Below are 26,911 nucleotides of genomic sequence, written 5' to 3' on the forward strand. Positions count from 1 at the left end.
ACAGAATATTTCATATGTTAACAACTGTATTGTATTAAGTCTATAAGGTTCATATTGAGAAAATTATTATGAACGATCTATTACGTACGTGTATTAACGTTTAAAAAGTCGAGAAAGAAAATGAAAAAGCTTTCTATAAGAAAATAATGGTTGATACTTATAATATGATTCATATTTCCATGCGTCATTATTTGAGAATTGGAGTTGGTTCGATACGGTTTTCGGTTTGATGGAACTAATATTACGATGCTTCATAAAGTAACCTCCTGAATTCATATGTATAAGATTAGTAGTATTCAAGGAGAATCAATAAAATGTGTATTTATTTTAAAATTCGTTATAGTTGTTAATCCATCTCTAAAACGTAAAGAAGCATAAAATAATGAAAAAGCAGGACATTAGTCGTGTATTCATCACTTTCATGACGCATAAGAGATGATATAATAGGAGTAGATGAAAGTTAAAGAAAAGCAGGTGACTCTTTTTTGTTTACAAAAGCACAAGAACTTTTAGCGTCTTATTTCGGTTATTCGTCATTCCGAAGAGGACAAGATGAAACAATTAAAAATGTATTAGATGGGAAAGATACAGTTTGTATTATGCCTACAGGTGGTGGTAAGTCAATTTGTTATCAAATTCCCGCATTAGTATTTGAAGGAACAACGTTAGTTATATCGCCTTTAATATCGCTTATGAAAGACCAAGTAGATACATTAGTACAAAATGGTATTTCAGCTACATATATTAATAGTTCTATTTCGATTACAGAAGCGAATCAACGAATTCAATTAGCGAAACAGGGCCATTATAAGTTACTTTATGTAGCGCCAGAGCGACTTGATTCAATGGAGTTTGTTGACCAAATGATCGATATGAAAATCCCGATGATTGCCATTGATGAGGCGCACTGTATTTCGCAGTGGGGACATGATTTCCGTCCGAGCTATTTACATATACACCGTATATTAGATTATCTTCCAGAAAAGCCGCTCGTATTAGCATTAACTGCTACGGCAACACCACAAGTTCGTGATGATATTTGCAATACGCTTGGAATTAATCAAGAAAACACGATTATGACAACGTTTGAGCGTGAGAATTTATCATTTTCTGTTATTAAAGGACAAGATCGTAATGCATATTTAGCGGATTATATTCGTCAAAATCAAAAGGAATCTGGGATTATATATGCAGCTACTAGAAAAGTAGTTGATCAGTTGTATGAGGATTTAATGAGAGCGGGAGTTTCTGTATCCAAATATCATGCTGGTATGAGTGATAACGATCGAAATGAGCAACAAGAACTCTTTTTACGTGATGAAGTGAGTGTAATGGTAGCCACATCTGCGTTTGGGATGGGTATTGATAAATCGAATATTCGTTACGTTATCCATTATCAGCTTCCAAAAAATATGGAAAGTTATTACCAAGAAGCAGGACGTGCTGGCCGTGACGGATTAGATAGTGCATGTATATTGCTTTATTCTTCTCAAGATGTACAAGTACAGCGCTTTTTAATTGATCAATCGACAGGAGAGTCTCGTTTTTCAAATGAACTTGAAAAACTGCAAAATATGACTGACTACTGTCATACAGAACAATGTTTACAATCATTTATTTTGCAATACTTTGGAGAAGAACCAAAAGAAGATTGTGGTCGTTGCGGTAATTGTACAGACGACCGAGAAAGTATCGATGTGACGAGAGAATCGCAAATGGTTTTATCTTGTATGATTAGGACGAACCAACGATTTGGTAAACAAATGATTGCACAAGTACTAACTGGATCTAAAAATAAGAAAGTCATTGAATTTAATTTTCATACTTTGCCAACTTACGGACTTTTATCAAATCGTAGTGTAAAAGAAGTGAGTGAATTTATTGAGTTTTTAATTTCAGACGAGCTAATTGCAGTTGAACATGGTACTTACCCGACACTAAAAGTAACGGAAAAAGGGAAAGAAGTGTTACTTGGTAAAGAGAATGTTTTACGTAAAGAACGAGTAGAGACAAGACAAATCGTTCAAGATCATCCTTTATTTGAAGTGCTTCGCGAAGTACGTAAAGAAATTGCGCAAGGAGAAGGGGTACCTCCATTCGTTATTTTCTCTGACCAAACGTTGAAAGATATGTGCGCAAAAATGCCGCAAAGCGACTCTGAACTTTTAACTGTGAAAGGGATTGGTGAACACAAACTTGTGAAGTATGGTTCGCACTTCTTACAAGCAGTTCAGCACTTTATTGATGAAAACCCAAATTATGCTGAAACTATTAAAACAGAAGTGGTGACAGAGCGAAAGAAATCAGGGAAAGCTTCAGCAAATTCTCATTTGGAAACGTATGAAATGTATAAACAAGGTATTAATCTAGATGAAATTGCGAAAGAACGTGGATTATCAAGACAAACGATTGAAAATCATTTAATTCGTTGTTTTGAAGATGGAATGGAAGTAGACTGGAACAGTTTTGTTCCTGCAGAATACGAACAACTGATTGAAACTGCTGTGCAAAATGCTGATGGTGGTCTGAAATCGATTAAGGAACAACTTCCGAATGAAGTGAGTTACTTTATGATTCGTGCTTATTTACAAATTAGAAAGTAGTGACATGTAAAGGGGATAGGGATTTATGCATCACGTTTTTGTGTATGGTACGTTAAGAAAAGAGCAAACGAATGCTCATTATATGCAAGGTGTAATATGCATTGCAGACGAAGCATGGACGTATGGCAAATTATTTGATACAAACGAAGGGTATCCAGCGATGATTTGTTCAAATAAAGATAAGGTATATGGAGAAGTTTATGAAGTAAATGATGATGTTCTGCAAAAATTAGATGAACTGGAAGAATACACAGGTAATGCAGAGAGTGATTTATATGACCGAATCACCGAAACAATATACTTTGGTGATAGCGAAATACGTGCATTTGTGTATGTTTCTCAAGACAAAGAGATGCTGAAGAAAGTTATCATTTCTGGTGATTGGGTAGAATATCAAAAAGGACAATAAGAGCAGCCGTAGAGCAGATAATGGGATTTCCCATTATCTGCTTTTTGTTTTACTACTTCCAAAATTCTTATTATTTTGATAAATTGAAAATATAGGGAAATACAATATGTTTTTCCATAGGTGTCAGAAAATTAGTCGGTCACCTACAGCGTGAAAACTTATTACAGGAGGAGAATAATGAACGAATTAGATGTGAGGGAGTTTTATCAAAGACAATTTGAACTGTCGAATTACGATATAAATACAGAAAGCTGGTTAGAGCAGCTTGCTAAAGAAGTTAAAGAGCAAATTGGACATCCATTTCAGTCGATGTTAGAACTGGGAGCAGGAAATGGCGGTTTTGCAAGGGCGATGTCTAAGTTACGTGTAAAGATGACTACTGTTGAGCTTGTACCAGAGTTAGTTATGTTTGCAAAAGAGCATTCTACTAATGATATTGCTATTCATTGCGCTGATTTTTATAAAATTAATTTTGAAGAAAAGTTTGATGTTGTTAGTTATTTAGATGGGTTTGGTGTAGGAACAGATGATGAACAATTGATTCTATTAAAACGGATTAAAAATTGGATGAAGGATGATGGATGTGCACTTATTGATATTTATCAACCATTGTATTGGAAAAAGGTAAGTGGACAAGAAATGCCCTTAAGTTCAGCTATGCGAAAATATGAATATGATAGCATAAATGAAAGAATGTTAGATCATTGGTGGCATCCTAATAATCCAAATGATATAGTTACACAGTCTTTACGTTGTTATACGGTAGATGAGATTAGTAATCTATGTGCTGAAGCTGGTCTAAGTATTGTAGGATTCTTTCCAGGAGGAGAATATGACTTTGAAAAGCGAAAATATAAAGAATTAGCAACTTTAAACGAATGTTTGGCGTATCGAATTAAAATAGAAAAGAGTAGGGATTAATCTCTACTCTTTTTTTTATTCGGAAAATTCCCACTAAAAACCTTGACTTTATAAATGGATTTTTAATACAATTATATTTCGACTGAAAATTTAGAACGGACAGGAGGGAATCATCATATGAACAACATTTTTGAAGAAGAGTTACAAAGAATGAAAGACACATTACGTACGATGGATGATCAATTAGAACAGCTCGAAAACATTCCGGTTTATTATGGCGATGATTTTAAAGAACAAATTCTTGAAAGTATGAGGGAGTCTAATAGACAAAACTTACGTATTGGTGTACAAGAGCCGTACTTTGGAAGATTAGATTTTCAGGAGGATGGTAAGGAAGATGTTATGCCGATTTACATCGGTAAAGTAGGTGTTTCAGATAAAGATAAGATGAAACCAATTGTAATTGATTGGCGGGCACCTGTCGCAAGTATGTTTTATTCATTTACCGGCGGTGATGAATTAGCGTTTTATCAATCACCAGATGGATTAGTAGAAGGTGATGTTTATTTAAAGCGAAACATTTCTATTAGAAAAAGAGAATTAGAACGTGTTGTTGATACATATGTGAAAGGAAATGAAGATGTCTCGCATGCCGATGATTTTCTTCTATATCGATTAGGTGAGAATAAAGATAATAAACTAAAAGATATTGTTTCGACGATACAATCGGAGCAAAATGATATTATTCGTGCGGAAAGAAACTTACCACTACTTATTCAAGGGGTTGCAGGAAGCGGTAAAACAACGATCGCTTTACATCGTCTTGCTTTTTTAATTTATGAATATCGTGAGCAATTAGAAGCGGAGAGAATGATTGTTTTTGCTCCGAATAGTCTGTTTTTAGATTATATTTCGAGTGTACTTCCTGAATTAGGTGTCGGGAATATTAGTCAAACAACATTTCCAGACTGGGCATTACGTACGTTAGATGATTCGGTGAAACTGAAGCAGACAGAAGAAAAATTGAAAGAAGCATTTTCTATTAATCGTGATGAAAGAAAGATTATGCTTGGTAAATTGAAAGGTACGCTAGAATTTAAGTCCTTTATTGAAGAGCAAATGGTTCAATTTGAAAAAGAACTAGTGCCAACAAGTAATTTTGAGGCATGGGATAAAGCTGTTATTCCAGTGGAAGATATAAAAAAATGGATGCAAGTTGAGTATAAACATTATCCATTAAAGAAAAGAAGAGAACGTTTAGTTGGCCGAATGAAGCGCTGGATTGAAATTGAACTAAAAAAGTATGGGGAAACAAACGAGAAGAAATTATTAAAAAAAGAAGCGACAAAGAGATTGAACAACTATCTGAAGTTTTGGCCGAAAATGAGCTCGCTTTCAATATATAGTTCAATATTGAAAAGCAAAGAAATACTCGAAGTATTACCCGAGGAACTTGTGAAAGAAACTGAAAAGAGTTGTCGTAAAAAAGAAGTGTATGTAGAAGATTTACCAGCTTTAATTTACATACATCATCGCATAACAGGTATTGAAATCGGACAGAAATTTCATCATGTTGTTATTGATGAAGCGCAAGATTTCTCACCATTTCAAGTTTATGTATTAAAAGAAATTACACTAGGTAACTCTTTTACTATATTAGGTGATTTATCTCAAGCAATTTATGATTATCAAGGGATTGAAGATTGGAGTGCTTTTAAGGAAGTATTCCAAGAAACAGGTTATTATGAACTGACGAGAAGTTACCGCTCTACAAAAGAAATTATAGAATTTGCGAACGGAATAATTAAAAATGCAGAGATTCCAGTAGGGCTTGCAATGCCAGTTTTCCGTAGTGGTGAAGAAGTGAAAATAATTCATACAGAAGAACAGTTTACTGAAATTGTAAAGACATTAAAACATCTACAAAGTGAAGATGTGAAAACAATTGCGGTAATAGGAAGAACAGACGGTGAGTGCCGCGATATATATGAGAATTTAATAAACGCAGGATTGGCTGTAAACTTCATTGAAGCAAATCAAAGTAAATATGAAGGTGGTATTTCGGTAGTACCTGTGTACTTGGCGAAAGGGCTAGAATTTGACGCTGTTCTACTCATTGATGTTGATGCAGAACATTATAAAAATACGAAACATGATGCGAAGTTATTATATGTTGGATGTACAAGGTCGCTTCATGATTTATGGATTTTCCATAGCGGGGAAGCATCTTCGTTAATTAAGAAATGAAAATTCAAGAGGATTTTCTAGTAATGAATAGGAAAGCCTCTTAGTTTATCGCGCTTTAATGGGCAGCCCGATTGGTGAGGGCTGATTAAAGTTTCACTTTATAAATATATAGGAGACATGATAATGATTACAAAAGTAATAACAAAGAGAAATTGGGAAATCGCAAAGATAAATGGAGAGATTAATGAAGTTTCACTAAAAGAAGAGGGATTTATACACTGTTCATTTTTAGAACAAGCTTTAAACGTTACGGAAAAATATTTCATTCATGAAGAAGATGTTTTATTACTGACAATTGATCCATCCTTAGTGAAAGCAGAAATAAAATATGAACTTGCTTCTAACGGCCAAGAATATCCGCATGTTTACGGAGCAATTAATATAGATGCAATTATAGATGTTGTTCCATTTCCTAAGGAAAAAGGGGAATTTATATTACCAGAGTTACAAAGTTAAGCGTGTTATAAGTAAGCTAGAAAAGCGCAAATTACAAATTTGCGCTTTTTATTATCCATTTTTTAGTAAAAAATTGCATTTGTCACCTTAATACTGTACGGTACATAGTATAAAACATATACTGTATGACATATAGTAACGAAAATGAGGTGAATACATGGATGCTTTATTAAATTCATTAATTACTGAGCTAAGAAGAGGCACATTAACATTAGCAGTTTTAAGCCAATTAAGAACGCCGCAGTATGGATATTCACTTGTCCAATTATTAGAGAAATCAGGAATCGCAATTGATCAAAGTACTTTATATCCACTACTTCGCCGGTTAGAAAAGCAAGAGCTAGTGACGAGTAGTTGGGATAAAACAGAGAGTAGGCCTCGTAAGTACTATGTTTTGAGTGAATACGGATTAGATATATTCCAACAGTTGAAAAAGGAATGGATAAAGGATTCGAAAGAACTTTATAACTTATTAATGGAGGAGGACAAGAATGAATTTGATTGATATTTATGTCGAGGAAGTAGCGAAGAGATTACCTGAAAAAAATCGTGAAGATATTATTCTTGAGCTACGGTCAACAATTGAGGATATGTTGCCTGATGATTATAATGAAGATGATGAAAAAAGAGTTCTTGAAAAATTGGGGAGTCCGGTTTCATTAGCTAATGGATATTTGGATAGACCGATGCATTTAATTGGACCGCGTTATTTTGATGTATATATGACATTATTAAAAATGATCATTCCAATTGCAGTTGTTATCACATTCATTGCAATGGTTGCAGAAAATTTTATAAGTTATACTGGTGATCAAGCAGTATTAAATGTTATTTTACAATTAATAGGTAAAGGAATTGGAGAAATTTTTGAAGTAGCTCTTCATGTATTTTTCTGGTTAACACTTGTATTTGCTATTTTAGAAAGAACAGATAAAAACAAAGATACTGAGCCGTTGACGACAAGTTTAAAAAAGTGGACGCCAGCTGATTTGAAAAACATTTCGCATATTCCAAAGAAAAGAGCAATTTCCAAGTTTGAAGTTTTTGGAGGGTTAATGTGGACGGCAATTTGGGCTACACTTTACTTTTATGCGAATCATCTCGTTGGCGTATACAGTGGTACGGGAAGTGGATTGAAGTTTGTCGCGCCAACGTTTAATCAAGATGTGTTATTTCAGTATTGGCCAATCGTTGTGATGATAATTGTTTTTGAAATAGCGATATCTCTTTATAAGTTAGTACAGGGACAATGGACGAAAAGATTGGCAATCGGGAATACTATTCTTCAAATAGCTGGAACGATAGTATTCATTATAATTGTAGTAAATCCGCACATATTTACCGATGGATTTATTACGTTCGTGGCAAATGTGTTCACTATTTCTCCGGAAGAACTTAAAAAGGGGCTAATTGGCGGGGGGATTCTCATTTACGTTTTATCTGCTGCATTAAACATTTATGATAGTTTTCGAAAAGCTAGTGTTTGTGTAACAAATAGGTAGTTAAAAACAGAACGTATATGAAAGGAAGAAAACGATGATAAGGGAAGCAACGGAAAAAGATGTAACATACATTTTAGATATTTATAATGATGCCATACTAAATACAACAGCTGTATATGCATATAAACCTGTAACCCTTAAAAATAGAATAGATTGGTATGAACAGAAAAAGGCTGATGGTTATCCGATTTTTGTATACGAACTAGATAATAAAGTAGTAGGATTTGCAACATTTGGTCCGTTTAGAGCTTGGCCAGCTTATAAATACTCAATTGAGCATTCAGTGTATGTTCATAAGAAGTATAGAAAAAATGGAATTGGAACTTCTTTACTGAAGGCATTAATCACAATTGCCAAAGAAAGAGAATATATGACTTTAATTGCTGGAATTGATGCGGAAAATGAGAAAAGTATTGCTTTACATGAAAACTATGGATTTGTTCATGCAGGGACGATTAAAAAGGCTGGTTATAAGTTTAATAAATGGCTAGATTTAGCTTTTTATCAATTGGAGCTTAATGGGCCTAAAAATCCTTTAGAAGAATAGAGATTTTTCGTAAACATGTATCTTTTAGGTAGCAAGGAGTAATTCATGCTACCTTTTTCTTATTGTAAAAGCCTATTTAATCTGCTAAAAAGGTTTTTTTACATTCTATATTGAATGATTAAAGGTGATAAAACGATATGAAATGAGGAATGAAAATGGAAACAGTCATTCAAAAAATGAAAGAGATACAATCTGATCATGTTGGAATAGCTATTTATTCTACAAAAAGCAATCGTATAGTTGCTTCATATAATAGTGAAATAAATATTCCGTTAGCATCGGCAGCAAAAGTAGTAATCGGATTTGTAGTAGCGCAAATGGTGAAGGAAAATACATGTAATTGGAATGATATACTTCAGCATGTTAAATTTAATCCAAATGAAGATAGTGCGCAGTTGTATCCACATTTACAAGGAAGAAGGACTTTAACACTTAGTAAAGCAGTAGAAGTAATGATAGCATGTCATGATAGTTACGTTGCACAGTCAGTTGTAATGTACTGTGGTGGATGGGATGCTGTGAAAATGTATGCCCAAACGTACTTTTCAAAAATTCATATACAAGAGGACGCTAGGGATGAGAAAAATGTTGGAGAATTAAATGAGGTTCTTTCACTTTTAGTACATATTTTTCAGGGGTATAAATCAGAAGCAGAATTATGGGAACCAATTATTAGCGGCATGGTAAGACAGCAAGGTGAATATGAAGGAATACATTCATATCACTTAGCTCATATGACAGGTGGACTATCTTCAGCTGCAATAAATATTGGTATAATAGGAATATTCAATGAATTCCCGTTTCTTTATGTTATTGGAGGAAAAGATTTACCTAATCGACGTGAAAATAAAGAGGTAGATGAAGCTTTTGCAGTAGCTTTGAAGTACATATACAAAGAATATAGTTAAAGTATGCTAGGAGTGAGCAATTGAAAAGAAACTTAAAGACATCAACAATCATTATTTTAATTGTAACGATTATTGCTCTTGAAGTGGGTATCGCACTATACGATCACAATTTGTCATTAGATACTATTTATTTTGCAGCGATCCTCATTTGTATTGTATTACTTTTTGGTACACGAGTTTCTGAAGAGAAAGAAAGTACATCGAAAGAGAGACGAAGAAAAACAGCTCTTTTATTTTGGCCATCTATTTTACTGTCTATCGCTTCTTTTGCAGTTATAGGTTATATAAGAATAGGTTATATTTCTGTGCCAGGGATAATTGGTTTTTCATGCTTTATTACTTATGGTGGATTCGTATGTATTAGTATTTTAAAAAGGAAAAATAAAAATGAAAGGTAGCTTAATAAGCTGAAAGGAAGAAATATATGAAACATATAGAGAATGGTACTCGCGCTGAAGGAGAATACATAAAAAATAAGGTCATTCAATATAACATGTCTATTTTAACAGATGAAGCAAAACAGCCGATGGAACAAGTAAGTTTTGTTCTGAAAGATGAGGCTGGGAAAATCTTTGGCGGGGTAACAGGAACGATGTATTTTTATCATCTTCATATAGATTTTTTATGGGTTGATGATTCAGTTCGTCATGATGGTTATGGTAGTCAACTATTACATAAAATTGAAGATATTGCGAAGGAAAAAGGTTGTAGATTAATATTATTAGATTCATTTAGTTTTCAAGCGCCAGAGTTTTATAAAAAGCATGGCTACCAAGAATATGGTGTTGTTGAAGATCATCCTAAAGGGCATAGTCAACACTTTTTAGAGAAGAGGTTATAGTATTCGTGTTTTGCAATAAAAGTGGATTTTAAAAGCATCGCCAATAAGGCGATGCTTTTTTTAGCTTATAGAAACTAATCAATCTGATACAATTATGCGAAGAAATAGTTCGATTCGTATTACAAGGATTTTCTTTTTTTACTATTCAAATAGCTTATTCATTAAATCTTGTATTTCACGTCTTCTTTTATCTGTTTCTTCCTTATCAATTGTATATGTATCATCCTCTATTATAAGAACATCACCCTCTTTTGCAGTGGAAGGGAGTTTGGATTTAGGTACATCAATTGTTACGTTATTCACTTCAATAACTACTAGTTCGCCTTCAAAACGGTCAATAATACCTCTTTTCATAATTATCTCTCCGCTCTTACAGAAATGTTAGAACCATTACTAGTAATAATTACAGTTCCGTTTAAATCAGTTCTGTATACTTTAACAGACATTGCATTTAACTTTGCTAAAGTTTCCTGTGTGGGATGGCCATATCGGTTACCTGCACCTGCACTGATCACAGCGATACTTGGTTTCACTGCATCTAAAAATGGTTGAGAAGAAGAAGTCTTACTTCCATGGTGACCAGGTTTTAATACATCAGATTTTAGGTTAGAACCATATGTTGCAAGCATATCTTTTTCACTTTTAGATTCAGCATCACCAGTAAATAAGAAAGATTTGCTGCCATGTGTTACTTTTAATACAGCACTCCACTCATTTAGATCGTTACCGTATTCTTTAACAGGAGCTAAAAATTGTGAGTTTAAACCATTGATTGGTAAAGTTACCCCAGACTTCGCTTCTTTAATAGTTAACCCTTTGTTAGCTACTGCAGTTAAAAAGTCTTTAAACGTTTGTGTCGTATGGCTTACTTTAGGTGCGTAAACGTTTTTTACATTCATAGCATAAAGTACTTCATCCAATCCGCCTACATGATCGGCATCAGGATGAGTGGCAATCATATAATCGATAGTTTGGAATCCTAATCCTTTTAAATAATTTGCTACTACTTTACCTTTTCCGTTGTTACCACCATCAATAAGGATTGTTTCGCCACCTGGAGATTTAATAAAAGTAGCATCACCTTGTCCTACATCAATATAATGAACTTCTAACTCGCCTTTAGGCTTAGGAAGAGCCGGACGGAAACTAGGTTCTAATACACGAGCTAAAAATGCAGCGAACTGTTCACGAGTTACTTTTACATCTGGACCAAATGTACCATCAGGAAATCCAGCTGTAATATTATTTTGAGCTAAAATTTTGACATAATTGTAACCCCAATGATTAGATGGAACATCAGGGAAATTGACGTCTGCACCTGTAGGTTTCAAATTAAAAGTTTTAACTAAAACTACTGCCATTTCTGCACGAGTTAATGAACGGTCAGGGAAATAGTTTATTTCACGTTGTACAATGTTATTATGTGCTAACTTATGTACAGAATCATAGTAATAGATACCTTTGGCTACATCGGAAAAAATATGATTATAGCTAGATGGTTTTTCTAATTTTAATGATAAATCTAGCATTAAGGCCATTTGTCCACGAGTTACATCATCACCCGGTTTAAAAGTTCCTTCTGGTGTACCTTTAATGATACCTTTATCCGATAAATAGTTAATTTCCTTAATTGCCCAATGATTAGATTGGACATCTGGGAAAGCTTTAGCACTTGTAAGATTTGGAATGAACAATGTTAAAATCATGACAAATGCTGTTAGTAATAAACTAAACTTTTTCAAAAAATCGCCTCACTTAATGTATTTTTTACCTTATTAACTTTACCATTTCTTACAAGTAATTCAAAGTTTAATAGGTAAATATTTTATTAGTTTCTTTGTATTTCCATAAATTCATTAATTTGAAATAATCTAACTTAATAGAGGGGATAGGAAAGGTATTAGAGAATTGTTTATATTGCAATTGTAAAATCCATATTATAAATTTATAAAATCATTTATAATAATTTATATTATGTTAAATGGGAGAAAGAAAATGTATACGTATAAATTACAAGATGAGAAACCAATCTGTTCAGAAAAATTAAAGAGGCTTTACGATTCTGTCGGTTGGTGGCCAGAAAGAAAAGAAATCGATATTCAAAAAAATGTTAAAAAACAGTATAGCAATTGGGGTATGGAAAGAAAATGAGTTAATTGGTTTTGCTAGAGTTGTTTCAGACGGTGTTTTTCGAGCGTACTTAGAAGATGTTGTTGTGCATGAGAGTGTAAGAAATAAAGGTATTGGTGAGAAGATGCTTACAATGTTGCTTGAAGAGATATCTCATATCGATATTGTGAGCCTATTTTGTGGAGAGAAACTTATAAAGTTTTATGGTCAACAGCAACTTCAAGCGACGAACCAAATTGTGATGCATCGTAATCAAATAGTGAAAGAAATATGAGGTGAGAATTAGAATGAAGGTAACAAGAGCATATTGTTTATCGAAAAGAAAAGCGACAGAAGATTCTCCTGATGGTTGGAATGCAACATGTATGAGACTTAATAATAAAATTTTTGCGATATTGAACCATGAAGAAGGCGAAAAAGCGGCAATAACATTAAAATGTGATCCAGAACTTGCGCTAAGATTAAGAGAAGAGTATCCAGAAACAATCATTCCAGGGTATCATATGAATAAAAGACATTGGAATACAGTGTATATACATAAAGATGTGGAACAGGTGCAAATTAATAAGATGATTGATTGGTCGTATGATTTAGTTCTGCAGTCATTTTCAAAGAAAAAGCAGCAAGAGTTATTAGATTAATATGTATAAGGGGTGGGTGTATTGAAAGGCACGATTAAAGATACATATGATAAATTAGCGAGTACATATAAAGAAAATCTAGATGTGGCAAATCCATATAACAGCTATTATGAAAGACCAGCGATGATGGAGATGATTCCAAAGAAATTAGAAGGGAAGAGCGTGCTAGATGCTGGGTGTGCAGCTGGATGGTATACTTCTCAATTTGTAGAAAGTGGAGCAAATGTTACTGCAATTGATGTAAGTTCTGAAATGGTAAAAGCTGCAAAAGAAAGTATGGGTGATAAGGCAACGTTTCTTTGTCATGACTTGCAAGAAATATTACCGTTTGAAGATCATACTTTTGATGTAATTGTAAGTTCGTTAACCCTTCATTATTTAGAAAATTGGAATCAAGTATTTCAGGAGTTTCGTCGCGTACTGAAGCCAGGTGGAGAATTTATATACTCCATTCATCATCCTTTTATGGATTTTACAAAGTTTACTTGTAAAAATTATTTCGAAAAACAATTATTAGTAGATACTTGGGTTAAACCAGATATTACAATTGAAGTTGAATTTTTTAGAAGGTCACTTCAAGACATTATTAATGAAACAACAAATTGTTTTGTGTTAGAAAAAATGGTTGAACCGAAGCCCGTTGAAAAGATGAAAGAAGTAAATGAAAAATCTTATCATTATTTAAATACAAATCCACATTTTCTTATTGTTAAAGCAGTTAATAAATAGCTAGTAAAATGATTATATTTTACTAGCTATTTTGCAGTTTTAAATGATGAAATAGGAGTTTTGAAATGAATACGAAACGAAATAGATTACTATACGCAATGTTTACAATCCTTGTTATTATTTTAGGGCTTAGTTCAAGAAAGTTTGCTTTTGCGCTGCCGGCTCTATTAAATGATTATTTAGGTGATGCTTTATGGGCGTTAATGATTTTCATTGGATTCGGATTTTTATTTCCTAAAATAGAAACGAAGAAATTGGCTTTTATTAGTTTAATGTTTTGCTATGGGATTGAAGTGAGCCAATTGTACCATGCCGAATGTATAGATAGCATTCGTGCAACGACTTTAGGTGGACTCGTGTTAGGTTATGGATTTTTGTGGAGTGATTTAGTGGCTTACACAATTGGTGTTGGAATAGGATTTCTTTTTGAGTTGATTTTATGGAAGAAATAAGTGAGTTTAAATGGGGGGATTTATTAAAGTTAAATGAAGAGATGTTTTTCAGGATTTTTGCTAATAAAGAAACTATTGAAGAATTAATAGAAAGGAGTGTACAAATATGAAAAAAATTATATTAATAGGTTCTGGTGGTTCAGGGAAATCTACATTAGCAAGGCAGTTAGGAAATAAATTAAATATTAAAGTACATCATCTTGATGCGTTATTTTGGAAACCGAATTGGGAGGGTGTTTCGAAAGAGGAGCAAAGAAAGGTTCAAAATGAATTAGTTAAAGAAGATGAGTGGATTATTGATGGGAATTATGGCGGGACAATGGACATCAGAATGAACGCAGCGGATACAATTATCTTTCTTGATATTCATAGAACAATATGTGTTTCTCGTGCTTTTAAAAGAGTTGTACAATATCGGAATAAAACAAGACCGGATATGGGCGCGGGATGTAAGGAAAGATTTGATTTGCAATTTTTTAAATGGATATGGGAATATCCTAAGACGAAGCGACCTACAATTTTAAAGAAGTTAAATCAATTGAGTAAGGATAAAGATGTTATTATTTTAAAATCTACAAATGAAGTAAGACTATTTTTAGAGAAGTACAATGCTATAAATAGTTAGATTATAAAAAGAAATAACCTGGGGGTATAGAATTGGATAGATTTATTAGGCTAGTTGATTCTAATATGGTGAAAATTCCAGCAGGAAAAGTAGAATTAAGAGATGATCGAATAAAGAAAGAATGGAAAGTCCAAGTTAATTCTTTTCTTCTTGCAAAGTATGTTGTAACGATGGAATTGTATGATACGATTACGAATCGTACATCAAATTTATCCAAAGATAAAAACAAACCAGTTGTAAATATCTCATGGAATGATGCCATTATGTTTTGTAATCTACTTTCAAAAAAAGCGGGGTTAAAAGAATATTATTCTATTAATGACGGTGGTCAAATTGTTAGTTGTAATTTAGATTCAAATGGGTACCGATTACCTTCAGAAGCAGAGTGGCAATATGCGTGTAAAGCAGGAACTACTGGATACATATACGGTGAACTGAAAAAGATTGCTTGGTATAATGAAAATTCAAACGGACAAATTCAAGACATCGGTAAAAAAGAGCCGAATGCATGGGGCTTGTATGATATGTTAGGGAACGTTTGGGAATGGTGCTATGATTTGTATGATGAAAAGGTGTATGGATCATACCGGATTTTTCGAGGTGGTAGTTGGGCTGAAGAAGCTAGAGGTTGTGGCGCGACTTGTCGTCGCCGTAGTCATCCAACATTTTACATAGATGACCTTGGATTTAGGCTCGCTAAGTCCATTTAGAAGAATTATAAGAGCAAAATAATGTAGAGAAGATTTAAATTAAGGAGTGTTTTAAGTGGCACGTGTTTTATTCATTAATGCTGGATCAGAAGGACATATAAATCCAACGTTGCAAGTTGTAGAAGAATTAGTTTCACGCGGGGAAGAGGTGGTTTATTTTTCAATAGAAGCTTTCAGAGAACGTATTGAAAAAACAGGGGCTATTGTAAGAACAATTGACGACCAAAGATTTATAAAAGCATTTCTTTCCGGCGGTCGAAATTATTTGCAAGAAAGAATAAATGGTCTCTTATATACAGCAGATGTTGTAATACCTAGTGTTCTAGAGCAAATTGAAGGAGAGCAGTTTGATTACATCATTCACGATTCGATGTTTGGGTGCGGTCGTTTAATTGCTCAAATTTTAAAGCTTCCAGCAATAAATTCTTGTACATCTTTTGCGCAGGATGAAAGATCATTTGAACAAATGTTAGATCACTTGTCTAAAAATATACCAGTGGAAATTCAAGATAACATACATAATGATTTTGAACGCTTAACAAAAGGAATTTCAGAAAAATATGGTGTTGAAATAAACTCACCGTATGAAGTTTTTTGTAACCCAGCACCACTCACTATTGTGTATACGGTTAAAGAGTTTCAACCTTTCGGTGATACGTTTAATGAAACATATAAATTTGTAGGCCCATCTATTTCTGCACAAGTAAAAAATGAAGACTTTGATTTTACTTCAATTGAAGAAAAAAGCCCGATTTACATTTCGCTAGGCACTGTTTTTAATGAAGCGCTTGATTTTTATAAACTTTGTATGAAGGCGTTCGAGAATAGTGATCATACAATTGTGATGTCTATTGGTAATAAAACGAACATAAGTGATTTAGGTGAAATTCCTAAAAACTTCATTGTAAAAAATTATGTGCCACAAACGAAACTACTTGCATATACAAAGTTGTTTATTACACATGGCGGAATGAACAGTACACATGAAGGATTAAATAACGGGATTCCACTCATTGTAATTCCGCAAAGTGCAGATCAGCCAGTAATTGCAAAGCAAGTAGAGAATCTAGGAGTTGGGATTAAGTTATCTATGAAAGAATTAACTGTAGAACAACTACGTGAAAGTGTAGAACTTGTATTAAATAATCCATCATATAAAGAAGCTGCATTGCATTTGAAGAAGTCTTTCCGGAAATCTGGTGGCTATAAGGAAGCTACTAATGAGATTTTTACATTTATAGGTCAGTAATAAATGGAATATTATACATGAGAAGAGTGTCTATATGAAATAATATAGACACTCTTCTGTTATATGAAGCGGAGAATCAATTGTTTTGAAAGATTAAATATCTTGTTTTATAAATTCTGGCCATAGTTTTACATGTTAGTAATGCTTTCACAGTTTCTGCACAACTTCTGCACATGTTTTGGTGATTTCTATGTCATGATATATTCATTAAGTGAAATATTTCACATAAAAAGAAATATATTTTCACTGCGGTGTATGCATAAGTAACACATACATCGATGCAAGATTGTCTCTTGTTATTCTTTTACATCGAAGCCCACATTACACTACAAAGTATAACAAGAAAGGGACAGGAATATGAATAATCGATTATTAAAACAACTACAAAACATGAAAATGAACAAAAAAAGTCTAGGAGCTGTTGCATTAACAGCTGGAATTATTGGCACGACACTTATTCCTCAAAACGCATACGCGCACGGTTTTGTTGAAAAGCCTGGCAGCCGATCTGCTTTATGTAGCCCAACCTATGGTGCACTGAATGTAAATTGCGGAAGTATTATGTATGAACCACAAAGTTTAGAAGCTCCAAAAGGATTTCCACAAGCTGGCCCAATTGATGGAAAAATTGCTTCTGCAGGCGGCAAATTTGGTGGTATTTTAGATCAACAAACAGCAGATCGTTGGTTTAAAAATACAATCACTGGTGGAGAAAATACATTTACTTGGAAGTATACAGCGCCTCACTTAACGAGCAAATGGCATTACTATATTACTAAAAAAGGATGGAACCCAAATAAAGCGCTAACAAGAGCAGATTTTGAACCAATTGGAACTGTACAACATGATGGTTCTGCGGCTTCAAATCATTTAACGCACAAAATCAATGTGCCTACTGATCGTAGTGGATATCATGTGATTTTAGCAGTATGGGATGTAGCTGATACAGCAAATGCATTCTATAATGTTATTGATGTTAATCTCATAAATGACATAAAACCAGATACGGAGGCTCCAAGTATTCCAAATGGAATTCAGGCACAAAAAGTAACAGCGAATAGTATAGAACTAGCTTGGAACGATTCTACGGATAATGTAGGGGTAAAAGGATATCAAATCTTCCGTAACGGAGAAATGATCGATACAGTACCGGGCACTCATTTTATTGATAAAAAATTACAACCAAGCACGGAATATTATTATACTGTAAAAGCAATTGACGCAGCTGGAAATGCTTCGAAAGAAAGTGCAAAGCTTACAGTAAAAACGGCAGTTGAGGCTCCCGATACAGAAGCACCAACACAACCAAAAGGATTACATAGTATGGGAACAACATCTTCAAGTGTGGATCTAATGTGGAGTCCTTCTGACGATAACATTGGTGTAGACCATTACGATATTTATAGAGAAGAAGAAGGATCAATGAAAAAGATTGCAACATCCAATACGACTTCTTATATGGATAAAAATTTACTCTCTAATACTACTTATAAATATGTAGTAAAAGCTGTTGATGTAGCTGGAAATGAATCTGTACAGAGTGATATATTCACAATTACTACAAAAACTGAAAGCGCTTCATATGAAGAATGGAATGCAACGAAAGCATATGAAAAGGGAGATAGAGTTCTATACGAGGGAAAAGTATATGAAGCAGTCCAGAGTTATAAAGGAAATGGGGACCCAAACTGGATTTATGCCTTATCATTATGGAAAACAGTATAAGCTTTACTAAGATATAAACTAAGAGATAATGGGCTTTGATGCAAAAGGACATCTTGAGAATTCATTTTTCTATTAATAAAAAAGTGTAGTATATGAATACATAATGTAGTTTCATATACTACCTTTTTTATTATGATAATATTTTCGTCATAAGTATATGTGGAATACCGTCTTCCATAAATATATCAGAAGAAGTTTGATAACCTAATTTTTTATAAAATCCTTCAGCCTGTGTTTGACCGTGTAGTTTTACTTTTGTAGATTCTTTTTCACGAGCAATTTCTTCTAACGCTTGAATAATTACTTTTCCTAATCCATATTTGCGATAGTCTTTTAAAATACAAATACGTTCTAATTTACCAGTGCCATCAACAAATCGTATGCGACCTGTACCAACGGGAAACTCATTATAATAAACTAAAATATGTTTACATGTCTCACCAATTTCATCGAATGTATCGAATTCGTCTTTAAGAGGGACATTTTGTTCTTTTACAAATACTTCTTTTCGAATGTAGAAGGCAGTTTCTAAATCTGTAAGTTCTGTTATGAGTTTGGAGTGCAATTTGTTCAGCCCTTTCTAGTGTAATGTACTTTTATTTTCATAGTATATCATAATGATACGTAGTAAAGAGAAATATAAAAAGCTGACTGTAAGAGTCAGCATCCATTATAATTCCTGTATCCCGTTTTTTGTTCCAATAATCGCCTTACTAGTCATATTAACAAACAATCCGGTTTCAACTACACCAGTAATCATTTTTAAATGATTGTGTAAATTGGCAGGATTCGTTATGTTATGAGGGAATACACAATCAATAATCATGTTATTATTATCGGTTATAAATGTTTCATTATTTTTTAAGCGTAACGTTGTTTGACAACCTAAAGATTGAATTTTACTTTTGGTTTGTTTCCATGAAAAAGGTATGATTTCAACAGGTAATGGAAAAGTACCTAAATGCGTTACAAGTTTTGATTCATCAGCAATGATAAGTAGTTCTTTAGAGGAGGAGGCAACGATTTTTTCACGAAGTAATGCGCCACCGCCTCCTTTTATAAGGTGTAAATTTGAATCAATTTCATCCGCTCCATCAATTGTAAGATCAAGACTTTGTATGTCGTTTAATGAAATTAGTGGGATATTTAGTTGCTGAGCTAATACTTCAGTTTCTTTTGATGTCGGGACAGCTTGAAATGATAGTCCTTCTTTTACACGTTCACCTAATTTTTCTATCGTCCAGTATACGGTAGAACCTGTACCAAGCCCAATCTTCATTCCATCTTTTACGAAAGTCGCAGCATATTCACCAGCGAGTTGTTTTAAATTCATCGATTTACTCCGCCGGGCGTGGTCCAGCATCAAGACCTGAATTTTCAACTGTAAGTACCGGACGAACTACTATATCCTTATGTACACGCATTTGACAAGATAATCGTAAATGATCTTCAATCCCTTTTTCTGTAATCGCATTTTTTTCATTTGCATTCGCTTCACAAAAATCACCTGCTATTATTTCAACTCTACAAGTTGTGCACCGTGCTTTCCCGCCGCAGCGATGGAGAATGTTTACACCGTTATCTTCAATCGCTAATACTAACTTTGTGCCTTCTTTTACATCAAAAGTTCCCGCACCTTCAATTGTTAATTTTGGCAAATTTATTCCTCCTCACGTAAAATGGTACATAACATATTTATGACCGCGAACTATTGAACATAAACATAATTTTTTTATTTGCCCCGTAACTTTTTTATTTGTTGAATCGTTAATTAAGTAAGCGCTGAAAAGGAGTGGTTATTTTGTGCACAAAAGTTACTCATATTTTAAAGAGTCATATCGATATGAATCATTCAAATATAAATTTTTTAATTGAGCAATATGGAGAGTTAAAAAGATACTGTACTTTTTTAACGAAAAACAAATGGGATGGGGAAGATCTCGCCCAAGAAACAGTGTGTAAAGTACTTCAAAAATATGGAAATAAAGATATTTGTATGACACTCGTCTATAAAATAGCAAGAAATCGTTGGTTAGATCAGATGAAGTCTAAGTCTGTTCATGAAAAAATAAGAGAACAAATCACTTTTGAAGAGCCACAAGAGAATATTGCAGATTTGCATGAAATGGTAGGGAAGGTATTATCTTCATTAAATGTACAGCAATCCACGATTTTATTATTAAAGGATGTTTTTCAATATAGTATCGCTGATATTGCTAAAGTATGTTCCGTATCGGAAGGGGCAGTAAAAGCTTCTTTGTTTCGGAGTAGAAATAGGTTGAAAACTGTAAGTGAAGAAGGGATTGAGATTGTTGAATTCACAGATGATATGGAAGTTGTAGTAACGTCTATTCGAGAAGAGAGACCGGAATTATTAACGAAACTGCTTCCGACAATAGATTTTACTAAGTTACCATCTAAACAGCCAGTCTTGTTATTTAATGTGAAACAATCCTCTTCCTACAGTTGTATGCTTTGCGCGGCATAATAATTATTGGAGGGATTTAAAATGAATGCAATTCCATATGTAGTAGAACAAACAAAATTAGGAGAACGTTCCTATGATATATATTCAAGGTTATTGAAAGACCGCATTATTATAATCGGTTCAGAGATTAATGATCAGGTTGCGAGTAGTGTAGTAGCGCAATTATTATTTTTAGAAGCGGAAGACGCGGAGAAAGATATATTCCTGTATATTAATAGTCCTGGCGGCTCAACGACAGCGGGATTTGCAATATTAGATACAATGAATCTTATTAAACCGGATGTGCAAACGCTTTGTATGGGCTTAGCTGCATCATTTGGTGCCCTTTTACTATTAGCTGGTGCAAAAGGAAAAAGATTCGCGCTTCCTAATAGTGAAATCATGATTCATCAGCCACTTGGCGGTGTAAAAGGGCAAGCAACAGAAATCGAAATTACAGCAAAAAGAATATTGAAATTAAAGCATCACATTAATAAGATTATTGCTGATAGAACAGGACAGCCAATCGAAAAAATAGCACATGATACGGAAAGAGATTATTTTATGACAGCAGAGGAAGCTAAAGAATATGGGATTGTTGATGGGGTCGTTGAGAAAAAATAACATAAACCAGGCTAGAGAATATGCTCATTCTCTAGCCTGGTTTTTTAATCTTTAATCCATTCATCAACTAACGGTTGGTTCTTTTTAATCCATTTTTGCGCCGCTTCTTCGGGATCTTTCGTTTTATTTAACTCGACCATTAATGTACCGAGCTGTTCATCGTTCATTTTCCATTTGTCAAAGTATTTTATGATATCTGGATGATCTTTTTCGAAACCTTTACGAACAGAGTAATAAATGTCATCTTTTTCACCATATACTTTCTTAGGGTCTTTTAAATATTTTAAATCAAATTCTGAAAAGCCCCAATGCGGATTCCAAAGCGTAACAGCGATTGGTTTCTTTTTCGTATATGCTTTCTTTAGTTCACTCATCATCGCCGCTTCAGAAGATTGGACAAGTTTTAGTTTAATATCATATTCCTTCATCGCCTTATTTGTTAAATTCATTAGACTGCTGCCAGGTTCAATTCCGACAATTTTATTATCTAGTTCATCTTTATGTGTATTTAGATCTTCAATGCTGTTTATGTTTTTCACATAAGAAGGGACAACTAAACCTAGTCCGGTTCCTTCATACCATTTTGATTTTAAGACAATATCATCTTTATAACGATCATTTAGTGGTTTATCCGTAACGGGTAGCCATACTTCTAAATTAGCATCAACATCACCGCGAGCAACACCGGTCCAAATTGCTGCTTTTTCTAAATACATAAGCTCAACTTTGTAGCCTTTTTGTTCTAATAGAACTTTCCACATGTTTGCAGTTGCAATGTTTTCTTTCCAACTTGTTACACCAAGTTTAATTTTCCCTTTCGAATTTGCATTTGTTGCATTACATGAAGTGAAAATCATAGTAATAAATAATGCAAGGCATATAAACCAAATTTTCTTTCGCATCGAAAACCTCCTAAGTAACGTTTGCCTTATAAAATAAATGTATAAGTAAGCATTCTTATTATGAACGGAAACGAGAATTTTAAAGAAATCTTATGAATGTCATTTTTATGTAATATTTCTTTGTAAAATCGCAACACTATGTGAATAGATGGGTAGAAAAGGAGTAGTGACATGGATAATACAAAGGTGCGTGTTGAAAACGTAACAAAAGTATTCGGGAAACATCCGCAAAGAGCCCTTTCCTTATTAAAAGAAGGAAAAAGTAAATCGGAAATTTTGAAAGAGACAGGAATGAACGTTGGCGTAAAAAAGGCGACGTTCGAAGTATATACGGGAGAAATTTTCGTTATTATGGGATTGTCTGGTAGCGGGAAATCGACGTTAGTTCGTATGTTAAACCAACTGATTAGACCAACAGCGGGACATATATACATAGATGGAGAAGATATCGCAACGATGGGCAAAGAAGAGTTGCGAAGAGTGAGAAGAACGAAGATGAGCATGGTGTTTCAGAAATTCGCTCTATTCCCTCATCGTACCGTTTTGCAAAATGTTGCATATGGTTTAGAAATACAAGGAGTTCCAGTAGAGGAACGAGAGAGAAAAGCGTTAGAGTCCTTGAAATTAGTTGGATTAGACCATCATAAAGATAATTATCCAAGTCAACTGAGTGGTGGTATGCAACAGCGTGTCGGCATTGCGAGAGCGCTTACGAATGATCCGGATGTTTTACTTATGGATGAGTCATTTAGTGCATTAGATCCACTGATTCGAAAAGAAATGCAAGATGAACTGTTAGAATTACAAGATAAAATGGAAAAAACAATTATTTTTATTACGCATGATTTAGATGAAGCCCTTCGAATTGGTGATCGAATTGCGTTAATGAAAGATGGAGAAGTTGTCCAAATTGGAACGCCAGAAGAAATTATGATGAGTCCTGCGAATGAATTTGTAGAGAAATTCGTGGCGGATGTGAATTTAGGAAAAGTAATAACGGCGGAATCTATATTAAAACGACCAGAGACGTTATTAATTGACCGTGGACCACGTGTAGCACTTCAAATTATGAGAAATGCCGGCGTTTCTACAGTGTATGTTGTTAACAAAAAGTATGAGTTTTTAGGAATATTAACGGCAGATGATGCGAGTAAAGCAGTTCAAAAACAGTGGCCCATTGCTGATTTATTACTTACCGATATCCCACACGTGTATTTAGATACTTTACTGGAAGAAACGTATGCGAAAATGGCGGAGATGAAATATCCGTTACCAGTAATTGATGAGAAGAAAAGGTTAAGAGGAATTATTAAACGTGAAAGTGTCATTCAAGCTCTTGCAGGTAATATTGAAGAAGAGGTGAAAGACGATGAATAGTATACCACGTATTCCTTTAGGGGAATGGGTCGACTCATTTGTTGCAAGTTTATATGAGCACTTTGAAGGGTTATTCCGAGGGTTCTCTTATATTATCGGCGGATTCGTTGATTTACTCACTAATTTTTTAACAATAATACCGGCCATATTGATGATTATCATCCTTTGTTTCCTCATTTGGTACACAACGAGAAAAGTATCTTTAGTCATTTTTACACTGATTGGGTTATTATTTATTTTGAATATTAACTACTGGGCACAAACGATGCAAACATTAGCTCTCGTACTTACGTCTGTTATTATTTCAATTATTGTCGGAATTCCAATTGGTATATTAGCATCTCAAAATGAACGTTTCTCAAAATTTTTAAAACCGACATTAGATTTTATGCAAACAATGCCGGCTTTCGTATATCTTATTCCCGCGATTACATTTTTTGGAGTAGGTGTAGTACCTGGGATTATTGCATCGGTAATCTTTGCAATGCCACCGACAATTCGTTTTACTGACTTAGGAATTAGACAAGTTCCAGAAGATTTAATAGAAGCAGCGAATGCGTTTGGCTCTACCGCATCACAAAAATTATTTAAAGTACAATTACCACTCGCAACTGGAACGATCATGGCTGGTGTGAACCAAAGTATTATGCTCTCTTTATCAATGGTAGTAACAGCATCGCTTGTAGGAGCACCAGGTCTTGGAGTTGATGTATATCGCTCTGTAACACAAGTTAATATCGGAATGGGATTTGAAGCCGGACTAGCTATTGTTGTCATTGCGATTATATTAGACCGCATTACACAAGGATTTCATCAAAAAAGAAGATAAACAAAAAACACACTTTATTATACAAAGTGTGTTTTTTTGTTTGAATAAGATTACATACAAACAATAACAGAACCGCCAGTTGGCGCACAAACTTGGTTTTGCTGTTGTTCCATTGATTCAATTACATGATTATTTTCTTCAATTAATGAGATTAATTTCGCTAATTGATTTTCAAGACTTGCAATACGCTGCATCATATATTGTGAATCATGATGCAATGTATTCCTTACGGGATGAGGAGAATAAACATATTGTTGATTTATATTTGGATTCCAATGAGGATGCATTTGAATCGTTCCTTCTTAAATAAATTACTATAGTCAATGCCTATATATATTTAATGGTTACTTGAAATTTTTTTAGTGTAAAAGGAGTATATACAGAAAATGAAAAATACTATATGTAAAGTTAAAGTACATTTTTTGGGAAATGTTCAAGTGAGATAGAGAATATATTAATACATTCAAGTAAGTGTATGTTGTTTAGCGAGAAATGATGGGAGGAGATATAATTTTGGCTAAAAATAATAAAAATGATGCTTTGGCAATAGGTATTGGTATAGGAGTTGTAATCGGTGTAGTCCAAGGTTATTTTACAAATAATTTAGTAATCGGAATTGTGATTGGGATCGTAATTGGGATTGCGTTTTTGAAGAAATAATGAGGTTTAAATTCATTTCAAAAATTGCTGTATCAAAAGAGTGAATCTTCGGAATATAAATCCTGTTTTTCCTTTTTTTATGATATTATATATGAAAAGGATGGTGATGAATATGTCAACAAACGATCAAGAAAAACTAAACTGTTTTATTTGTGAAAAGCATAAAGGAAATATTATAGTTCCAGGTGGAGCTATTTACGAAGATGAACTGGTTTACGTTGGACATGTCCACTGGGATAGTGAAGAAACATACTTGGGTTATGTAATGATAGATATAAAAAGGCATGTACCTGGCCTCGCTGAACTAACAGATGAAGAAGCGAAAGCGTTCGGACTTATAACAAGTAGAGTAAGTAAAGCGCTAAAAGCAAGTGAAGGTGCGGAACATATTTACACTTTTGTTTCAGGAAATGGTGTACCACATATGCATATGCACATCATACCGCGTTATGAAAATACACCAAAAGAGTTTTGGTCACCGACTGAAGTAGCGAAATGGAACGGTGCGCCTTATGGTGACGCAGAAAAAATCAAAAAACTATGCGAAAGATTACGAAAGTATATGGTGAGTGAATATGCATACAACAAATAATAGACAACATTCATGGGTTGGAAGTAGTGAAATGTGTTTAGACGAAGTTTCAGTAAAACAATATGGTGACATCGTGCTCGGTACATATGGTGGGAATATAAGTGCTGGAGCAAAAAAGAACGAAGATGGTGCGTTAGTTTGGTCAAATGGTGATTGGGAATGTGCAGCTATATTAGATGGACATAATAGTGCAGAAAGTGTTGATTTAGTAGTAAATACAATTCAAAAAGAATATGAAAATATAAAAGAAATGATGAATGAATCGATTGATACAGTATTCCGGTCTATTGAAAATCATATTCTTACTATCTTTCAATCTTCTTCATTTAAGGAAAAGTGTCAAAGAATTAAAGGTGAAACAGCTTGCTTACTATGTGTAAGAAAAGAAAACTACATATGGTGGTTATCTATTGGCGACTGTTTAGTGTATGTATTTCATGATGAATTACACAAATTAGGACAATACGCATTAAATCAACGTCATTTTTACGAATGGATTGGAAATGTAAACACATTTGATTTACCTGTTCCTTGTTATTCAACAGGCATTCGTGAATTACGTAATGGCAACAATCGAATTGTAATGGTGACAGATGGAGTATTAGAATGCGGGGAACGTCGGTATGAAACTCCTGTAAATCTGTATAGTGATATGAATAGAAAAAATATAAAACTTGAAGAAAGTGTTCATCATGTATTAGAGCACGTTCATCATCAATTCGGACGCGATAGTGCGACAATTATTAGTTGGGACATTGATAATAAAGGAAAAGCTACTTATCCGAGTGATCAGCCAGATAAAAAGTAAAGGAGGAGACATCACTG

At 33.9% G+C, this 26,911-nt stretch carries 33 protein-coding genes and 2 pseudogenes; 27 read left to right on the plus strand and 8 right to left on the minus strand.

Annotation, left to right across the window (positions count from 1 at the left end; translation table 11 throughout):
• Nucleotides 1-93 precede the first annotated feature (93 nt).
• Nucleotides 94-255, minus strand: coding sequence for a hypothetical protein (locus MR079_RS01815; RefSeq protein ID WP_242293366.1), 162 nt, complete (start codon nt 253-255; stop codon nt 94-96).
• A 230-nt stretch (nt 256-485) separates the two neighbouring features.
• Between MR079_RS01815 and recQ the strand changes: the two genes are divergently transcribed.
• The 11 genes from recQ to MR079_RS01870 all read left to right on the plus strand — a co-directional run bounded on the left by recQ (nt 486) and on the right by MR079_RS01870 (nt 10,374).
• Nucleotides 486-2,603, plus strand: coding sequence for a DNA helicase RecQ (gene recQ / locus MR079_RS01820; RefSeq protein WP_242293367.1), 2,118 nt, complete (start codon nt 486-488; stop codon nt 2,601-2,603).
• A gap of 25 nt (nt 2,604-2,628) precedes the next feature.
• Nucleotides 2,629-3,012 carry a gamma-glutamylcyclotransferase family protein gene (locus tag MR079_RS01825; protein WP_242293368.1) on the plus strand — a complete coding sequence of 128 codons (384 nt, stop codon included), beginning with the start codon at nt 2,629-2,631 and terminating at the stop codon, nt 3,010-3,012.
• 177 nt (nt 3,013-3,189) lie between these two features.
• Nucleotides 3,190-3,933: a class I SAM-dependent methyltransferase gene (locus tag MR079_RS01830; RefSeq protein WP_242293369.1), complete on the plus strand. Its 744-nt coding sequence runs from the start codon at nt 3,190-3,192 to the stop codon at nt 3,931-3,933.
• 117 nt (nt 3,934-4,050) lie between these two features.
• Nucleotides 4,051-6,120 (plus strand): HelD family protein, encoded by a 2,070-nt coding sequence (locus tag MR079_RS01835; RefSeq protein WP_242293370.1) that lies wholly within the window; start codon nt 4,051-4,053, stop codon nt 6,118-6,120.
• 123 nt (nt 6,121-6,243) lie between these two features.
• Nucleotides 6,244-6,576 carry a DUF952 domain-containing protein gene (locus MR079_RS01840; protein WP_242293371.1) on the plus strand — a complete coding sequence of 111 codons (333 nt, stop codon included), beginning with the start codon at nt 6,244-6,246 and terminating at the stop codon, nt 6,574-6,576.
• A gap of 157 nt (nt 6,577-6,733) precedes the next feature.
• Entirely contained in the window at nt 6,734-7,081 is a 348-nt protein-coding gene (locus MR079_RS01845; RefSeq protein ID WP_139865824.1) for a PadR family transcriptional regulator, read from the plus strand.
• Nucleotides 7,068-8,078: an HAAS signaling domain-containing protein gene (locus tag MR079_RS01850; protein ID WP_242293372.1), complete on the plus strand. Its 1,011-nt coding sequence runs from the start codon at nt 7,068-7,070 to the stop codon at nt 8,076-8,078. Before MR079_RS01845 ends, MR079_RS01850 begins: the two co-directional genes overlap by 14 nt.
• 34 nt (nt 8,079-8,112) lie before the next feature.
• Nucleotides 8,113-8,625, plus strand: coding sequence for a GNAT family N-acetyltransferase (locus tag MR079_RS01855; RefSeq protein ID WP_139865822.1), 513 nt, complete (start codon nt 8,113-8,115; stop codon nt 8,623-8,625).
• 155 nt (nt 8,626-8,780) lie between these two features.
• On the plus strand, nt 8,781-9,533 hold the full coding sequence (locus MR079_RS01860) for a serine hydrolase (RefSeq protein ID WP_139865821.1): 753 nt from the start codon (nt 8,781-8,783) through the stop codon (nt 9,531-9,533).
• A gap of 20 nt (nt 9,534-9,553) precedes the next feature.
• Complete coding sequence (locus tag MR079_RS01865) at nt 9,554-9,931, plus strand: hypothetical protein (protein WP_242293373.1); 378 nt, start codon at nt 9,554-9,556, stop codon at nt 9,929-9,931.
• Nucleotides 9,932-9,957: 26 nt separating this feature from the next.
• Entirely contained in the window at nt 9,958-10,374 is a 417-nt protein-coding gene (locus MR079_RS01870; protein WP_242293374.1) for a GNAT family N-acetyltransferase, read from the plus strand.
• 141 nt (nt 10,375-10,515) lie between these two features.
• Here the strand turns inward: MR079_RS01870 and MR079_RS01875 are convergent, their stop codons facing one another.
• A complete protein-coding gene (locus MR079_RS01875) occupies nt 10,516-10,728 on the minus strand; it encodes a DUF3006 domain-containing protein (protein ID WP_242293375.1) in 213 nt (70 codons plus the stop codon).
• Nucleotides 10,729-10,730: 2 nt separating this feature from the next.
• Nucleotides 10,731-12,116 (minus strand): S-layer homology domain-containing protein, encoded by a 1,386-nt coding sequence (locus MR079_RS01880; RefSeq protein WP_139865819.1) that lies wholly within the window; start codon nt 12,114-12,116, stop codon nt 10,731-10,733.
• Between the two features lie 253 nt (nt 12,117-12,369).
• Here MR079_RS01880 and MR079_RS01885 point away from each other — a divergent pair.
• The 9 genes and pseudogenes from MR079_RS01885 (at nt 12,370) to MR079_RS01925 (ending at nt 18,635) form a co-directional block, all read left to right on the plus strand.
• Nucleotides 12,370-12,778 (plus strand): annotated as a pseudogene (locus MR079_RS01885) (GNAT family N-acetyltransferase).
• Between the two features lie 13 nt (nt 12,779-12,791).
• Nucleotides 12,792-13,145, plus strand: coding sequence for an MmcQ/YjbR family DNA-binding protein (locus MR079_RS01890; RefSeq protein ID WP_139865818.1), 354 nt, complete (start codon nt 12,792-12,794; stop codon nt 13,143-13,145).
• 21 nt (nt 13,146-13,166) lie between these two features.
• A complete protein-coding gene (locus MR079_RS01895) occupies nt 13,167-13,874 on the plus strand; it encodes a class I SAM-dependent methyltransferase (RefSeq protein ID WP_242293376.1) in 708 nt (235 codons plus the stop codon).
• Nucleotides 13,875-13,939: 65 nt separating this feature from the next.
• Nucleotides 13,940-14,326 carry a ribosomal maturation YjgA family protein gene (locus MR079_RS01900; RefSeq protein ID WP_139865816.1) on the plus strand — a complete coding sequence of 129 codons (387 nt, stop codon included), beginning with the start codon at nt 13,940-13,942 and terminating at the stop codon, nt 14,324-14,326.
• 17 nt (nt 14,327-14,343) lie between these two features.
• Nucleotides 14,344-14,436, plus strand: a pseudogene (locus MR079_RS01905) (aminoglycoside phosphotransferase); the annotation flags it as partial.
• Nucleotides 14,433-14,951: a DNA topology modulation protein gene (locus MR079_RS01910; RefSeq protein ID WP_139865815.1), complete on the plus strand. Its 519-nt coding sequence runs from the start codon at nt 14,433-14,435 to the stop codon at nt 14,949-14,951. The pseudogene MR079_RS01905 and the gene MR079_RS01910, both read left to right, overlap by 4 nt.
• Nucleotides 14,952-15,016: 65 nt before the next feature.
• Nucleotides 15,017-15,661: a formylglycine-generating enzyme family protein gene (locus MR079_RS01915; protein ID WP_396022954.1), complete on the plus strand. Its 645-nt coding sequence runs from the start codon at nt 15,017-15,019 to the stop codon at nt 15,659-15,661.
• A gap of 55 nt (nt 15,662-15,716) precedes the next feature.
• On the plus strand, nt 15,717-16,910 hold the full coding sequence (locus tag MR079_RS01920) for a macrolide family glycosyltransferase (RefSeq protein ID WP_242293377.1): 1,194 nt from the start codon (nt 15,717-15,719) through the stop codon (nt 16,908-16,910).
• Between the two features lie 357 nt (nt 16,911-17,267).
• Complete coding sequence (locus tag MR079_RS01925; RefSeq protein WP_242293378.1) at nt 17,268-18,635, plus strand: lytic polysaccharide monooxygenase; 1,368 nt, start codon at nt 17,268-17,270, stop codon at nt 18,633-18,635.
• Between the two features lie 130 nt (nt 18,636-18,765).
• Here MR079_RS01925 and MR079_RS01930 read toward each other — a convergent pair whose 3' ends face one another.
• The 3 genes from MR079_RS01930 to MR079_RS01940 form a co-directional block, all read right to left on the minus strand.
• Nucleotides 18,766-19,200, minus strand: a complete 435-nt coding sequence (locus MR079_RS01930) for a GNAT family N-acetyltransferase (protein ID WP_242293379.1) — start codon at nt 19,198-19,200, stop codon at nt 18,766-18,768.
• 105 nt (nt 19,201-19,305) lie between these two features.
• The gene (rpiA, locus tag MR079_RS01935; protein ID WP_242293380.1) at nt 19,306-19,968 is read right to left on the minus strand and encodes a ribose 5-phosphate isomerase A; all 663 of its coding nucleotides are present in this window, start codon (nt 19,966-19,968) and stop codon (nt 19,306-19,308) included.
• 4 nt (nt 19,969-19,972) lie between these two features.
• Nucleotides 19,973-20,293, minus strand: a complete 321-nt coding sequence (locus MR079_RS01940) for a 2Fe-2S iron-sulfur cluster-binding protein (protein ID WP_139865810.1) — start codon at nt 20,291-20,293, stop codon at nt 19,973-19,975.
• 143 nt (nt 20,294-20,436) lie between these two features.
• Here MR079_RS01940 and MR079_RS01945 point away from each other — a divergent pair, with 143 nt between their 5' ends.
• Entirely contained in the window at nt 20,437-21,123 is a 687-nt protein-coding gene (locus MR079_RS01945; protein WP_242293381.1) for an RNA polymerase subunit sigma-70, read from the plus strand.
• A 21-nt stretch (nt 21,124-21,144) separates the two neighbouring features.
• Nucleotides 21,145-21,726 carry an ATP-dependent Clp endopeptidase proteolytic subunit ClpP gene (gene clpP, locus MR079_RS01950; protein WP_242293382.1) on the plus strand — a complete coding sequence of 194 codons (582 nt, stop codon included), beginning with the start codon at nt 21,145-21,147 and terminating at the stop codon, nt 21,724-21,726.
• A gap of 44 nt (nt 21,727-21,770) precedes the next feature.
• On the opposite strand, the gene MR079_RS01955 is transcribed toward clpP, so the two are convergent.
• The gene (locus tag MR079_RS01955) at nt 21,771-22,628 is read right to left on the minus strand and encodes a glycine betaine ABC transporter substrate-binding protein (protein WP_242293383.1); all 858 of its coding nucleotides are present in this window, start codon (nt 22,626-22,628) and stop codon (nt 21,771-21,773) included.
• A gap of 171 nt (nt 22,629-22,799) precedes the next feature.
• Between MR079_RS01955 and MR079_RS01960 the strand changes: the two genes are divergently transcribed.
• Both MR079_RS01960 and MR079_RS01965 read left to right on the plus strand, forming a co-directional pair.
• A complete protein-coding gene (locus MR079_RS01960; RefSeq protein WP_087963953.1) occupies nt 22,800-24,005 on the plus strand; it encodes a quaternary amine ABC transporter ATP-binding protein in 1,206 nt (401 codons plus the stop codon).
• The gene (locus MR079_RS01965) at nt 23,998-24,834 is read left to right on the plus strand and encodes an ABC transporter permease (RefSeq protein ID WP_001084762.1); all 837 of its coding nucleotides are present in this window, start codon (nt 23,998-24,000) and stop codon (nt 24,832-24,834) included. The genes MR079_RS01960 and MR079_RS01965 overlap by 8 nt, the downstream gene beginning before the upstream one ends.
• Before the next feature lie 50 nt (nt 24,835-24,884).
• Here the strand turns inward: MR079_RS01965 and MR079_RS01970 are convergent, their stop codons facing one another.
• Nucleotides 24,885-25,121: a hypothetical protein gene (locus tag MR079_RS01970; RefSeq protein WP_139865806.1), complete on the minus strand. Its 237-nt coding sequence runs from the start codon at nt 25,119-25,121 to the stop codon at nt 24,885-24,887.
• Nucleotides 25,122-25,329: 208 nt separating this feature from the next.
• Here MR079_RS01970 and MR079_RS01975 point away from each other — a divergent pair, with 208 nt between their 5' ends.
• From MR079_RS01975 to MR079_RS01985, 3 genes are all read left to right on the plus strand, one after another.
• Complete coding sequence (locus MR079_RS01975) at nt 25,330-25,494, plus strand: glycine zipper domain-containing protein (protein ID WP_139865805.1); 165 nt, start codon at nt 25,330-25,332, stop codon at nt 25,492-25,494.
• Between the two features lie 106 nt (nt 25,495-25,600).
• Nucleotides 25,601-26,086: an HIT family protein gene (locus MR079_RS01980; RefSeq protein WP_242293384.1), complete on the plus strand. Its 486-nt coding sequence runs from the start codon at nt 25,601-25,603 to the stop codon at nt 26,084-26,086.
• The gene (locus MR079_RS01985) at nt 26,070-26,894 is read left to right on the plus strand and encodes a PP2C family serine/threonine-protein phosphatase (RefSeq protein WP_242293385.1); all 825 of its coding nucleotides are present in this window, start codon (nt 26,070-26,072) and stop codon (nt 26,892-26,894) included. The genes MR079_RS01980 and MR079_RS01985 overlap by 17 nt, the downstream gene beginning before the upstream one ends.
• Nucleotides 26,895-26,911 lie beyond the last annotated feature (17 nt).

The organism is Bacillus cereus group sp. BfR-BA-01381, from assembly GCF_022663555.1.
Lineage (GTDB): Bacteria > Bacillota > Bacilli > Bacillales > Bacillaceae_G > Bacillus_A > Bacillus_A pacificus.

Bases quoted from the DNA above. Each gene is read 5' to 3' on its own strand.
- MR079_RS01815 (WP_242293366.1), bottom strand. From the start codon at position 255: ATGAAGCATCGTAATATTAGTTCCATCAAACCGAAAACCGTATCGAAC.
- MR079_RS01825 (WP_242293368.1), top strand. From the start codon at position 2,629: ATGCATCACGTTTTTGTGTATGGTACGTTAAGAAAAGAGCAAACGAAT.
- MR079_RS01830 (WP_242293369.1), top strand. From the start codon at position 3,190: ATGAACGAATTAGATGTGAGGGAGTTTTATCAAAGACAATTTGAACTG.
- MR079_RS01835 (WP_242293370.1), top strand. From the start codon at position 4,051: ATGAACAACATTTTTGAAGAAGAGTTACAAAGAATGAAAGACACATTA.
- MR079_RS01840 (WP_242293371.1), top strand. From the start codon at position 6,244: ATGATTACAAAAGTAATAACAAAGAGAAATTGGGAAATCGCAAAGATA.
- MR079_RS01845 (WP_139865824.1), top strand. From the start codon at position 6,734: ATGGATGCTTTATTAAATTCATTAATTACTGAGCTAAGAAGAGGCACA.
- MR079_RS01850 (WP_242293372.1), top strand. From the start codon at position 7,068: ATGAATTTGATTGATATTTATGTCGAGGAAGTAGCGAAGAGATTACCT.
- MR079_RS01855 (WP_139865822.1), top strand. From the start codon at position 8,113: ATGATAAGGGAAGCAACGGAAAAAGATGTAACATACATTTTAGATATT.
- MR079_RS01860 (WP_139865821.1), top strand. From the start codon at position 8,781: ATGGAAACAGTCATTCAAAAAATGAAAGAGATACAATCTGATCATGTT.
- MR079_RS01870 (WP_242293374.1), top strand. From the start codon at position 9,958: ATGAAACATATAGAGAATGGTACTCGCGCTGAAGGAGAATACATAAAA.
- MR079_RS01875 (WP_242293375.1), bottom strand. From the start codon at position 10,728: ATGAAAAGAGGTATTATTGACCGTTTTGAAGGCGAACTAGTAGTTATT.
- MR079_RS01890 (WP_139865818.1), top strand. From the start codon at position 12,792: ATGAAGGTAACAAGAGCATATTGTTTATCGAAAAGAAAAGCGACAGAA.
- MR079_RS01900 (WP_139865816.1), top strand. From the start codon at position 13,940: ATGAATACGAAACGAAATAGATTACTATACGCAATGTTTACAATCCTT.
- MR079_RS01910 (WP_139865815.1), top strand. From the start codon at position 14,433: ATGAAAAAAATTATATTAATAGGTTCTGGTGGTTCAGGGAAATCTACA.
- MR079_RS01915 (WP_396022954.1), top strand. From the start codon at position 15,017: ATGGTGAAAATTCCAGCAGGAAAAGTAGAATTAAGAGATGATCGAATA.
- MR079_RS01925 (WP_242293378.1), top strand. From the start codon at position 17,268: ATGAATAATCGATTATTAAAACAACTACAAAACATGAAAATGAACAAA.
- rpiA (WP_242293380.1), bottom strand. From the start codon at position 19,968: ATGAATTTAAAACAACTCGCTGGTGAATATGCTGCGACTTTCGTAAAA.
- clpP (WP_242293382.1), top strand. From the start codon at position 21,145: ATGAATGCAATTCCATATGTAGTAGAACAAACAAAATTAGGAGAACGT.
- MR079_RS01955 (WP_242293383.1), bottom strand. From the start codon at position 22,628: ATGCGAAAGAAAATTTGGTTTATATGCCTTGCATTATTTATTACTATG.
- MR079_RS01960 (WP_087963953.1), top strand. From the start codon at position 22,800: ATGGATAATACAAAGGTGCGTGTTGAAAACGTAACAAAAGTATTCGGG.
- MR079_RS01965 (WP_001084762.1), top strand. From the start codon at position 23,998: ATGAATAGTATACCACGTATTCCTTTAGGGGAATGGGTCGACTCATTT.
- MR079_RS01970 (WP_139865806.1), bottom strand. From the start codon at position 25,121: ATGCATCCTCATTGGAATCCAAATATAAATCAACAATATGTTTATTCT.
- MR079_RS01975 (WP_139865805.1), top strand. From the start codon at position 25,330: ATGGGAGGAGATATAATTTTGGCTAAAAATAATAAAAATGATGCTTTG.
- MR079_RS01980 (WP_242293384.1), top strand. From the start codon at position 25,601: ATGAATATGTCAACAAACGATCAAGAAAAACTAAACTGTTTTATTTGT.
- MR079_RS01985 (WP_242293385.1), top strand. From the start codon at position 26,070: ATGCATACAACAAATAATAGACAACATTCATGGGTTGGAAGTAGTGAA.